At 62.9% G+C, this 11417-nt stretch carries 10 protein-coding genes; 6 read left to right on the plus strand and 4 right to left on the minus strand.

What is annotated here, in order from left to right:
• The first annotated feature begins 246 nt into the window (after positions 1-246).
• Positions 247-2331 (plus strand): ATP-dependent DNA helicase RecG, encoded by a 2085-nt coding sequence (gene recG, locus H2040_RS13690; RefSeq protein ID WP_287158125.1) that lies wholly within the window; start codon positions 247-249, stop codon positions 2329-2331.
• On the opposite strand, the gene H2040_RS13695 is transcribed toward recG, so the two are convergent.
• On the minus strand, positions 2283-3011 hold the full coding sequence (locus H2040_RS13695; protein ID WP_022697997.1) for a DUF502 domain-containing protein: 729 nt from the start codon (positions 3009-3011) through the stop codon (positions 2283-2285). The two genes, recG and H2040_RS13695, sit on opposite strands and share 49 nt — an antisense overlap.
• 106 nt (positions 3012-3117) lie before the next feature.
• Here H2040_RS13695 and H2040_RS13700 point away from each other — a divergent pair, with 106 nt between their 5' ends.
• Entirely contained in the window at positions 3118-4317 is a 1200-nt protein-coding gene (locus H2040_RS13700) for a DUF3089 domain-containing protein (RefSeq protein WP_287158129.1), read from the plus strand.
• Here the strand turns inward: H2040_RS13700 and kdsA are convergent.
• Positions 4314-5162: a 3-deoxy-8-phosphooctulonate synthase gene (kdsA, locus tag H2040_RS13705; RefSeq protein ID WP_022697999.1), complete on the minus strand. Its 849-nt coding sequence runs from the start codon at positions 5160-5162 to the stop codon at positions 4314-4316. The genes H2040_RS13700 and kdsA overlap by 4 nt on opposite strands.
• 203 nt (positions 5163-5365) lie before the next feature.
• Here kdsA and H2040_RS13710 point away from each other — a divergent pair, with 203 nt between their 5' ends.
• From H2040_RS13710 to H2040_RS13720, 3 genes are read left to right on the plus strand one after another with little or no spacing between them, the layout of a single operon-like run.
• Complete coding sequence (locus tag H2040_RS13710; RefSeq protein ID WP_287158131.1) at positions 5366-6676, plus strand: NAD(P)/FAD-dependent oxidoreductase; 1311 nt, start codon at positions 5366-5368, stop codon at positions 6674-6676.
• Positions 6673-7449, plus strand: coding sequence for a DUF1365 domain-containing protein (locus H2040_RS13715; protein ID WP_287158132.1), 777 nt, complete (start codon positions 6673-6675; stop codon positions 7447-7449). The genes H2040_RS13710 and H2040_RS13715 overlap by 4 nt, the downstream gene beginning before the upstream one ends.
• A 38-nt stretch (positions 7450-7487) precedes the next feature.
• A complete protein-coding gene (locus tag H2040_RS13720; protein WP_287158133.1) occupies positions 7488-8720 on the plus strand; it encodes an SAM-dependent methyltransferase in 1233 nt (410 codons plus the stop codon).
• Here the strand turns inward: H2040_RS13720 and H2040_RS13725 are convergent.
• Positions 8717-10249: a cryptochrome/photolyase family protein gene (locus tag H2040_RS13725; protein WP_287158136.1), complete on the minus strand. Its 1533-nt coding sequence runs from the start codon at positions 10247-10249 to the stop codon at positions 8717-8719. The two genes, H2040_RS13720 and H2040_RS13725, sit on opposite strands and share 4 nt — an antisense overlap.
• A gap of 6 nt (positions 10250-10255) precedes the next feature.
• The gene (locus H2040_RS13730) at positions 10256-10999 is read right to left on the minus strand and encodes a DUF6134 family protein (RefSeq protein WP_287158134.1); all 744 of its coding nucleotides are present in this window, start codon (positions 10997-10999) and stop codon (positions 10256-10258) included.
• A gap of 144 nt (positions 11000-11143) precedes the next feature.
• Here H2040_RS13730 and H2040_RS13735 point away from each other — a divergent pair.
• Positions 11144-11417: pyridoxal-phosphate dependent enzyme (locus H2040_RS13735; RefSeq protein WP_287158135.1), on the plus strand; the 274-nt coding region annotated here is incomplete at its 3' end.

The raw sequence follows: 11417 nt of genomic DNA on the forward strand, positions 1-11417 counted from the left end.
CGCTCCGGCCTGTCGGAAGGGACTGCGAAGGAAAAACGGTCGCAAGGCCAACTTCAGGCAGGTTCAAACGTCAGCGGCGCGCAGCTTCGGTGCGCAAAGCAATCCAATAATAAATACGGCCAGCGCTCCGAAACGCGCGCCGCTTCCCTCACCTATCCACGCCTCCGGGGTCGCACGACCTGCGGAGCTTTCGGCGCATGAGCCAGAGGATGACAAAACCACTCCTCCCGGCGCATCTTTCAGATCATGCGGCCCGAGATTCTTTTCCCCCTGTTTGCCGACGCCGAGACCCTGCCCAAAGTGGGCGCGAAGACGGCGCGTCTGATCGAACGCGCTTGCGGGGGAAGGCCGGTGCGCGACCTTCTGTTTCATGCCCCCGCCAGCCTGATCGACCGCCGCAAGCAGAACGCCGTGGCCGATGCCCCGGACGGGGAGATCGCCACGCTGGAAGTGCATATCGATCAGCATCTGGGCCGCGAAGGGCCGCGCCGCCCGTACCGGGTGCGCGCCTCCGACGATTCCGCTTTCCTGACGCTGGCCTGGTTTCACGCCAAGCCGGACTGGCTGCGCCGCATCGCGCCGGAGGGGGCGACCCGCATCGTCTCCGGCAAGGTCGAGCGTTTCGGCTCAGAAATCCAGATGCTTCACCCGGACCATATCGTGGCCCCCGGCGAAGCGGACCAGATTCCGGAAATCGAGCCGGTCTATCCCCTGACCGCCGACCTGTCGGGCAAGATGCTCCGCGCCGCAATCGCCCTGTCGGTGGAGCGCGCGCCGGACCTGCCCGAATGGCTGGATCAGCCGATGCGGGACCGCGAAGGCTGGCCCGGCTGGCTGGAAGCCGTCACGGCGATGCACGCCCCGCAAGCCGTGGAAGACCTGAAACCCACGACTCCCGGCCGCATGCGTCTGGCCTATGACGAGATCCTCGCCCACCAGCTTGCGCTCAGCCTCACCCGCGCCCGGCGCAAGGCCTTGCCCGGCCGCGCCATATCCGGCGACGGCAAGATTGTCTCGGTCGTCCTGAAAGCCGCCCCGTTCAAGCCAACAGGCGCGCAGGAACGCGCCGCGAAAGAAGTCTTCGCGGACCTCGCCCTGCCGCAGCGCATGACCCGCCTGCTTCATGGCGATGTCGGCTCCGGCAAGACCTTCGTCGCGGCGCTGGCCGCGGCGCGGGCCGCCGAGGCCGGCATGCAGACCGCCGTCATGGCGCCGACCGAAATCCTCGCACGTCAGCACGCCGCCAGCCTGAAAGCCTTTCTGGAGCCTGCCGGCCTCACCGTCGCCGCGCTCACGGGCCGCGACAAGGGCAAGGCGCGCGGCGAAATTCTTGAGCGCATGGCCGGCGGTGAGATTGATGTGGTCTGCGGCACCCACGCCCTGTTTCAGGAAGGCGTAGACTTCGCCGATCTTGGCCTCGCCGTCGTCGATGAGCAGCATCGCTTCGGCGTCTCCGACCGCATGAAGCTTGGCGCCAAGGGCATGCGCCCGGACACTCTGGTCATGACGGCCACGCCCATCCCCCGCACTCTGGCGCTTTCCATCTATGGCGATCTGGACGTGTCCCGGCTGGATGAGAAGCCGCCCGGCCGCACCCCCGTCACCACCAGCGCCGTGCCGATGGAGCGCCTGCCCGAGATCGTCGAGCGCGTCACCGCGGCGGTGAAGCGCGGCGAACGCGTCTACTGGGTCTGCCCGCTGGTCGAGGAATCGGACCGCAGCGACCTGTCCGCCGCGACAGACCGCAAGGCGCATCTGGAAACTGTCACAGGGCTGCGCATCGGCCTGGTCCACGGCCAGATGAAAGCGGCGGAGAAGGAACAGGCCGCCCTCGCCTTCCGTAATGGCGAGACGGATATTCTGGTCGCCACCACGGTGATCGAGGTGGGCGTCGATTCCCCGGACGCGACAGTGATGATTATCGAACACGCCGAGCGTTTCGGACTCGCCCAGCTGCACCAGCTGCGCGGACGGGTCGGCCGCAGCGACAAGAAATCCAGCTGCGTTCTCCTCTACCAGCACCCGCTCGGCGAGACCGCCAAGGCCCGCCTGGACGCCCTGCGGCGGACGGAGGACGGCTTTGAAATTGCGGAAGAGGACTGGAAACTGCGCGGTTCAGGCGACCTTCTCGGCGTCCGTCAGAGCGGACTGCCCGATTTCAAACTCGTCACGCTTGAAGCTCACGGCAATCTGATGCGCATGGCCGCGGACGACGCCCGCTATGTCGTGGAGACCGACCCCGAACTGAAAGGAAAGCGCGGCGAGGCGCTGCGTGTCCTGCTCTACCTCTTCGGCAGAGATGACGGCGTGCGCCTGTTGCGGTCCGGGTGAGCCGCTTCCTGTTCCGCTTCCGCAAGGTCTTCCGGCGTCACCAGCCCGGCTGAGATGATCAGCTTGGCGCCTTCCTCAACCGACATGTCCAGGATTTTCAGGTTGGAGCGTTTCTCATAGAGCAGATAGCCGGAGGTCGGATTCGGCGTGGTCGGGATGAACACGCCGACATAGTCATCGCCCAGCTTCTCGGCGACTTCGCCCTTGGCGGTCGCGGTCACGAAACACAGCGCCCAGCTTCCCTCCTTGGGATATTCGATCAGCGCCACGTCCTGAAACGACCGCTCTCGCTGGCTGATAATGGTGTCGATGATCTGTTTGACCGCGCCATAGATGTTCCGGATCAGCGGCAGCCGCCCCAGAATCCGCTCGCCCCAGCCAATCGCGGTGCGGCCCAGAATATTGGCCGCGATGGCGCCCAGCATGGTCAGGAAGATCAGCGCGAAGACCAGACCCAGGCCCGGAATCGCAAAGGGCAGATAAGTTTCCGGGTTATAGACCGAAGGCACCAGCGGCTTGAAAATCCGGTCGAACAGCGAAATCACCGTGATCACCAGCCACGCCGTGATCGTCAGCGGCGTCGCCACCGCGATGCCGGCCAGCAGGTAATTGCGCAGCGTCAGCCAGATGCTGCCGCCCCGGCCGTCTTCCGGCAGATGAGGAAATGGATCCTTGGGCATGAATAATCCGTCGCTGTCTGCTCAACACTTAGTCCGCGCATGGCGCGCGGAAAAGCCTGCGTCCCCGCCCTTGATGCGCCACGATCCAGACGGATAATCCGCGCCCATGCACCCCGGTTCCTTCCTCAAGCGCCGCTGGCGCCTCGTCACGCTGATCGCCGCGGCGGTCTTTCTCTGTCTGCTGGTCGCGGCCGCGATCGGACTGCGGGACAATATTTTCCGCGCCATGAAGGACCCGGGCCAGCCCTTCCAGACCTATGAGCCGCCGCCGCAGCCCGATTACGCCGACGCGGCGAACTGGGCGTTACGCCCGGCCTCCAGCGAGGGCGGCGAGCCGGCCTATGTCTTCTTCATACACCCCACGACCTATTGGGGCGGCAATCAATGGAATGCGGCGACCGACAAGCCCAAGGCGAAAGAACGGCTGGAGCAGGTCATGCTGCCCAACCACGCCGCGCCTTTCAGCGGCGCCGGTGAAATCTACGCCCCGCGCTATCGTCAGGCCTCGCTCTACAGCTTCCTGACCAATCGCGACGACGCCCGACGCGCCCGTCAGCTTGCCTATGGCGACGTGCAGCGCGCCTTTGCGCAATTCCTGGAGGAAGCGGGCGACGATTCGGCCATTGTGATCGCCGGCGTTGAACAGGGCGGGCTTCATGCCGTGCGCCTGTTGCAGGATGAAATCGGTCCCGACCCCGATCTCCGCGAACGCATGGCGGCCGCCTATATCATCGATTCGCCGCTGCCGCTGGATCTGTTCGATCAGCAGCTTTCAATGTTCGATGTCTGTGATGCGCCGGGCGAATATCGCTGCGTGGCGGCGTGGTCCTCCGCGCGGCCCGATGATCTGCGCACGATCCGCCACCTGACGGTCCGGCCGATGATCTGGACAGGCAATGGCGACATGACAACGGTCGAAGACCGCCCGCTGCTCTGCGTCAATCCGCTGCTCTGGAGCACGAAAGAAGACTTCGCCCCGGCCCGTCTCAATCAGGGCGCGGCGGCGGCCGAGGGCATGGAGCCCACGGCCTCGCCTTCTCTGACGCCGGGCGTCACCAGCGCGCAATGCGAAGATGGCGTGCTGTTGGTCGAACGCCCGGACCAGAGCGAATATCGCCGCCCCTTGAGCCTTGGCGGCCGATATAAACCGGCGCCGTTCAATCTGTTTTACGGGGATATCCGGGCCAATGCCCGGCAGCGGGTTCAGGCCTTCCTCCCCGTGCTGGCGGAGGATCTGCGCATGGCCGACCCGATCGAGGAAACCGTCGACCTGCAGCGCAGCCCGATCAAGAAAGTGCCGGACTAGGCCGCCTTCGACAGCGCGTCGAATTCCAGAAGACGGGAAACCAGGCCCTCGAACTGGTCCATCGGGACCATGTTCGGGCCGTCGGACGGCGCGTTGTCCGGATCGGGATGGGTCTCCATGAACACCGCAGCCACGCCGACGGACACCGCCGCGCGCGCCAGAACCGGCACGAAGCGCCGGTCGCCGCCGGAAGTTGCGCCCTGCCCGCCCGGCTGCTGCACCGAATGGGTGGCGTCGAAAACCACCGGACAGCCAATTTCGGCAAGCTGCGGCAGGGAACGCATGTCCGAGACCAGCGTATTATAGCCAAAGCTCGCCCCGCGCTCGCACGCCATGACGTTCGGATTGCCGCCCTCCACCACCTTGGCGATGACGTTCTTCATGTCCCACGGAGCCAGAAACTGGCCCTTCTTCACATTGACCGGCTTCCCGGTCTGGGCGGCCGCGAGCAGAAGATCTGTCTGACGGCAGAGAAAGGCCGGGATTTGCAGCATGTCGACCGCCTGGGCGGCCATCGCACACTGATCGGGCAGATGAACGTCGGTCACAACCGGCAGGCCGGATTCTTTCCGGATATCCTCGAAAATCGGCAACGCATCTTCCAGCCCGACGCCACGCGGGCTGTTCACGCTGGTGCGGTTCGCCTTGTCGAAAGAGGTCTTGTAGACCAGCCCCACGTCCAGACGGTCCGCGATCTGCGCCAGCCGGTCCGCGCACATCAGCGCATGATCCCGGGATTCCAGCGCACAGGGACCGGCCAGAAAGGCCAGTTTCCGGTCATTGCCGAATTCAATGGCTCCACCGCCGGGACGGTCGATCCGGATAACGGAATTGGGCTGGGACATGGAAAAGGCTCCGCAAATACTGTGACAGGCGCGGATATGGCCTCTCCGCGCGCAGGTTTAAAGCGTCAGGCGCTGCGCGCCGCCAATCCGATTGGCTACGCCGCACGTAAGAAGTGGGCAAATCAATTTAATCAATTGGCCCCATAATGACGATTGTAGATTTTCCCGCGCGCCGCCAGCCGCGCGCCAAAAAGAAAATTGCCGTGATCGGTTCCGGCGTCGCCGGGCTGGGCGCGGCATGGGCGCTGCGGGAAACCGCTGATGTCACGCTGTTTGAAAAGCGCGACCGGCTGGGCGGACACAGTTGCACGGTAAATATCGACTATGACGGCAAGACGATCCCGGTGGATGTCGGCTTTATCGTTTTTACGCCGCGCCAATACCCCAATTTGACGGCCCTGTTCGACCATCTGGATGTCGAAACGCAGCCCACCAAGATGAGCTTCGGCTATTCGGAAGCCGGGGGCATCGAATGGTGCTCCAATCTGCTGGGGTTCGCCGCGCAGAAACGCAATATGTTCCGTCCCTCCCATCTGGGCATGATCGCCGACATGGTCCGGTTCTGCCTGACCGCCAAGCGCGACCTAGCCAGGGGACGCGCCCGGGGCATCCGTCTGTGCGATTATCTGGACCAGCGCGGATACGGAAAAGCCTTTCAAGACCGGTTCCTGCTGCCCATGGCGGGCGCTATCTGGTCGGCCAGCGCCGATGAGATGAAGGAACAGGAAGCCGAGGCTTTTCTGGAATTTTTCGCCGCCCACGGCCTGACCGATTTTGAACGGCCCGAGTGGCGGACCGTGGTCGGCGGTTCACGGAATTATGTAAACCGCATCGCCCGGTCGCTGGAGGGCCGCATTGTCACCAATGCCGGCGTCAAAAGCGTACGCCGCACGCCCGGCGGCGTGACGATCAACTTCACGGACGGGCCGGCCCGGAATTTTGATGACGTCATACTGGCCTGCCACGCCGATCAGGCCCGCGCGCTGTTGGCGGACGCCGATCAGAACGAGCTGGACTTTCTGAACGCCATCCCTTTCCGCAAGAACCGCGTCGTCCTGCACCGGGACCCGTCGCTGGCGCCCGACCGCGATCTGGCCCTCGCATCATGGAATTCCCGGCGGGAGCATGATTCCGACGCCGCCTATGTCACCTATGACATGAACCAGCTTCAGCATATCGACCCCGACAAGCCGGTGTTCGTGACCTTGAATCCCACGCGCGATCCGGAGCCGGCCTTGACCTTCGCGGAGTTCGAGTTCGACCATCCGGGAATGTCCAGCGCCTCCATCGCCGCACGGCGGCGGTTCAACCAGATCCAGGGCGTCCGCAATACCTGGTTTGCCGGCGCATGGCTGGGCTATGGCTTCCATGAAGACGGCCTGACTTCGGGCCTGCGCGCGGCGCTGCGTCTGGGCGGATCCGTGCCCTGGGACTTTACTGGCAGCGCGCTTGATGGCGGTCCGATTCCGGCCGCCGCTCAGGACGCCGACGCGGCGCGCATCGCCGCGCAGTGACCCCGGCGCCCGGCATATCCTTCTATCCGGGCCGCACGGATCACGAACGCCTGACACCGTTCCGGCACGCGTTCTCCTACCGCATTTTCCCGTTTCTGCTGGACATGGACCGGCTGGATGAGACCGCGTCCGCCCTGCGCTTCTTCAGCCACAACGGCCTCAATCTTTTCAGTCTTCACGACACCGATCACGGCGCCCGCGACGGGTCAGATCCGTGTATCTGGGCCCGAAAAACCTTCGCCGACGCGGGCGTGAATCTGGATGGCGGATCTTTGAGCCTGCTGTGTTTCCCGCGCGTCCTGAACTATGCCTTCAATCCCCTGTCAGTGTGGTTTGGCCGCGGCCCGTCCGGGGAATTGCGCGGGCTGATTTACGAGGTGCACAACACGTTCGGCCATGCCCATTCCTATGTTGCGCCGGCGGTGCAGGAAGGCCCTCAACACCACCGGACGGAAAAGGTCTTCCATGTCTCCCCCTTCTTCCCGGTCGCGGGCGATTACGACTTCGACCTCAAGGGGCCGGATGACCGTTTCACGCTGGCCATTCGCAAGACGCTGGAAACCGGCCACAGCCTGACCGCCACCATGTCGCTGCGGCGCCAGCCGGTCACGGATTCGCTGTTGCTGAGCCGGTTCGCCAGAACGCCCTTCATGACGATCGGCGTCATCACCGCCATTCACTGGCAGGCCCTGAAGCTGAAACTGAAGGGCGCACGCTATCACTCACCCCCAGAGCCGCCTTCAAAGCCGACCCTCGCAAACCCGCGCGGCTGATCTTCTATTTCCTGAATTCGACGACTAAGGTTGCAAGCATGACTTATGCTTCCGTGATCCCCGCCACCCGCGAGACAATTCACAGTCTCGACGAAACCCCTTTCTTTGCGCGCCGCGCGCTGGAGCTGTGTCTGCGCCTGGCCTATGGCGAACTGACCATGACCCTGCCCTCCGGCCAGCGTCTGCATTTCGACGCGCCGCAGGAAGGCGTGGCGGCGGAGATGGAAATTCATGACTGGCGCTGCCTGCGCAAGGTTCTGACGGGCGGCGCGCTGGGCTTTGCAGAAGGCTATATCGACGGTGACTGGACCACGCGCGACCTGCCGCGCCTGCTGCAGATGTTCTCGGCCAATTTCGAGAAATGGGAAGCGGGCCTGAACACCAACTGGCTGTTCAATATGCTGACGCGCCTGCAGCACATGGCGCGCTCCAACAGCAAGCGTCAGGCGGAGAAAAACATCCACGCGCATTACGATCTGGGCAACGCGTTCTATTCGCGCTGGCTGGACCCTTCGATGACTTATTCCTCCGCCCTCTACGAGCACGAAGGCCAGGATCTGGAAGCGGCGCAGCGCAATAAATACCGCGCGCTGGCCGACAGCATCGCGCTGAAGGAAGGCGATCACGTTCTGGAAATTGGCTGCGGCTGGGGCGGCTTTGCCGAATACGCGGCCAAGGAACGCGGGGCAAAGGTCACGGGCATCACGATTTCCAAAGAACAGCTGGCCTTTGCGCAGGAACGCATGCAGCGCTGCCAGCTGAACGACAAGGTGAATATCGAATATACCGATTACCGCGACGTTCAGGGCCGTTTCGACGCCGTCGCGTCCATCGAAATGTTCGAAGCCGTGGGTCAGGAATACTGGAATTCCTATTTCAGCAAAATCGCCGAGGTCCTGAAGCCCGGCGGCCGGGCCGGCCTGCAGATCATTACCATCAAGGACGAGATTTTCGACGGCTACCAGAAGAGCGTCGACTTCATCCAGAAGTATATTTTCCCCGGCGGCATGCTGCCGAGCGTGGAGAAGCTGAAGGATGAGTTTTCAAAGGCGGAGCTGTTTCTGGACAACACGTTGGAGTTTGGCCACGACTATGCCGACACGCTCGCCGAATGGCGGATCCGGTTTGAGCGGGTCTGGGACGAAATCGCCCATGACCTGGATTTCGACGAACGCTTCCGGCGGCTCTGGAACTATTATCTCGCCTATTGCGAGGCCGGGTTCCGCACCGAGCGCATCAATGTCGGCCAGTTCTCACTGATCCGCGCCTAGCGAACGCCGATAGATTTCAGGAAGCGGTCGGCGTCTTCGCGGATTTCGTTTCGGCGCTCGACGCTGAATTTGCCAAGCGTGTTGTAAGGCATATTAAGGCGGCGCAGGCCTTTCAGCCTGTCTTCATTTCGGTCCAGAAAATACCAGTATAAATAATTGAATGGACATGCCTTTTCCCCGGTTTTGTCCTTCACGCTATATGCGCACCCTTTGCAGTAGTCGCTCATCTTGTTGATGTAGTTTCCGCCAGCGGCATAGGGCTTCGTAGCCACCACGCCGCCATCGGCGAACAGGGCCATGCCGTGCGTGTTCGGCAATTGCACCCATTCAAAAGCGTCGGAATAGACGATCAGGTACCACTCATTGACCTCGGCCGGCTCCACGCCTGCCAGCAGGGCGAAATTCCCGGTGATCATCAGGCGCTGGATATGGTGTGAATAGGCGTGATCCCGGGTATGGCGCACCGCTTCCGACACGCAGGCCATATCGGTCTTCTCAGGATCCCAGTAGAAGTCCGGCAGCTTTCCGGATGCATTCAGGTGGTTGGTCTTGGCGTAATCCGGTCCTTTGAGCCAATAGACGCCGCGAATATATTCCCGCCAGCCGATAATCTGGCGGATGAACCCCTCGACAGCGTTTAATGGCGCCCCGCCTGCGCGATAGGCAGCCTCGGCTTTCTCGCAGACCTCCTCAGGGCCCAGCAGGCCCGCATTGATATAGGCCGACAAAAGGGAGTGGTTGAGATAGGCCTCGCCGCCCAGCATCGCGTCCTGATAGTCGCCGAATTCCGGCAGCGCGCGCCCTATAAAGGCGTTCAGGGCGCGCAGGGCCTCTGCGCGGGTAACAGCCATGTGGAACGGCTGCAACGCCCCGAAATGGTCGCCATAACGCTCCGCGACGGTGGTCAGGACGCCGCTGGTGATGTCGTCCGGCTGAAAATCGATCCGTTTGGGCGGCTCATAGCCTCCAGGCGCGGGCTTCCGGTTCTCCTTGTCGTAGTTCCAGCGGCCGCCCTCGGGCTCGTCCCCGTCCATCAACAGGCCGGTCTTCCGCCGCATCATGCGGTAGAAGGATTCCATCAGCAGGTCGTCGCGCCCCTCCGCCCATTCCTCGAATGTCTCGTGATCACAGACGAACCGGTCATCGGCCACGACGCGCACGGGAACGCCCAGATCGCCCTCCCAGCGGCGTAAGTCCTCGGCCAGACGCCACTCGCCCGGCTCGGTTATGACGATCTCGTCGAAACGGCCCTCCTCCAGGGCCTTGCGGGCCGCAGCGCGCAGGGTGTGGGGACCGTCTTCATCATCCTCGATGTGGAAGTAGCGAACCTGCCGCCCCTTCTCCCGCAGCTCGGCGGCGAAGTGGCGCATGGCGGAAAATATGAAGGCGATCTTTTTCTGGTGGTGGCGGACATAGGTGGCTTCGCCGCGCACCTCCGCCATGACGACCAGATCATCGTCGGCCGCCCCGTCCAGCGCTGCGACATCGTGGGAAAGCTGGTCTCCCAGTATGACGCGCAGCGCGGGAATGGCCGGCTAGCCTTCTTCGAGCACGTACTCGATCGGCTGGTCGCGGGCGGTGAATTTCAGCTTCACCCACTTCTCGCCCTCATAGAACATGTAGAGGTCCAGCTCGCTGGACAGCAGATATTCCTGAGCCTCGACGCTGGCCCCTGCGGCTTCCACGCTTCCCGCGCCTTCCTCGGTCACGGTAATATCCATGATCTCGCCGGTTTCGGTGTTCAGCATCTGGTCCTGTTCGACCAGCGCCTTGTTCCAGTAGGTCGAGGGGATCAGATCGCCCGGCGCCTCGCCCTGATAGGCGGAGCCGTCAATCATCAGCTTGTCGCCTTCACGCGTGACCGAAAGCTCCAGATTCTCGCCATCCTTCAGCGTCGTGCTTTCCAGCGATTGCAGCTGGCCATCGCGCCAGCGCTCCGTCACCTGATGATCGTATTTGAAGGGCGTGAACGGGCCGACATTCACTTCCAGATGCGCATCGACTTTCACGATCTTGTCGCCGTCCTCTTCAGAGAAGGTCAGCGTGTGATGGCCGAACGGCTTTCCCTTCCGCAAGACCGTGTAATCCAGCACTTCGCCATAAGGCGCGAACAGGTCCGCCGTTTCGCCGTTTTCAGTGGTCTGTTCTGCGGCTTCCTCCGCCGGCTGATTGGCGGCGCTCGGCTCGCCATTATCGCCTTCGGGCTGATCATTCGCAGGTCCCTGGCCGCAAGCCACAAGGGAAAGAAGAATCGCCGACAACAGCATTTCCATACGCATATATCTCAGCCTCCGGGTCGTAACCGCGTTGCGTTTTGAACTAGCCCGGGCGCCAGGCGGGACAAGGCGCGTCTTGCACCGCTGCTAGAGCGTTCCTAACGTCACTATGGTTCCGCCCCTTTCTGCAGAGAGTAATCCGCACAAATGACCGTAAATCCGTCCGTTATCGACCTGATTGGCGACACCCCGCTATTGCGCCTCAAGCGCGCCTCCGAAGAGACGGGGTGTGAGATCCTGGGCAAGTGCGAGTTCCTCAATCCCGGCCAGTCGATCAAGGATCGCGCCGCGCTGGGCATCATCCGGGATGCGGAGGCGAAAGGGCTGCTCAAGCCCGGCGGGACGATTGTCGAGGGCACGGCGGGCAATACCGGGATCGGACTGGCGATGGTGGGAAATGCGCTGGGCTATCGCGTGGTGA

It is taken from the genome of Euryhalocaulis sp., from assembly GCF_013911995.1.
GTDB lineage: Bacteria > Pseudomonadota > Alphaproteobacteria > Caulobacterales > Maricaulaceae > Euryhalocaulis > Euryhalocaulis caribicus.

Coding starts and splice junctions, on each gene's coding strand:
- recG (WP_287158125.1), top strand. CDS start 247: ATGCGGCCCGAGATTCTTTTCCCCCTGTTTGCCGACGCCGAGACCCTG.
- H2040_RS13695 (WP_022697997.1), bottom strand. CDS start 3,011: ATGCCCAAGGATCCATTTCCTCATCTGCCGGAAGACGGCCGGGGCGGC.
- H2040_RS13700 (WP_287158129.1), top strand. CDS start 3,118: ATGCACCCCGGTTCCTTCCTCAAGCGCCGCTGGCGCCTCGTCACGCTG.
- kdsA (WP_022697999.1), bottom strand. CDS start 5,162: ATGTCCCAGCCCAATTCCGTTATCCGGATCGACCGTCCCGGCGGTGGA.
- H2040_RS13720 (WP_287158133.1), top strand. CDS start 7,488: ATGACTTATGCTTCCGTGATCCCCGCCACCCGCGAGACAATTCACAGT.
- H2040_RS13730 (WP_287158134.1), bottom strand. CDS start 10,999: ATGCGTATGGAAATGCTGTTGTCGGCGATTCTTCTTTCCCTTGTGGCT.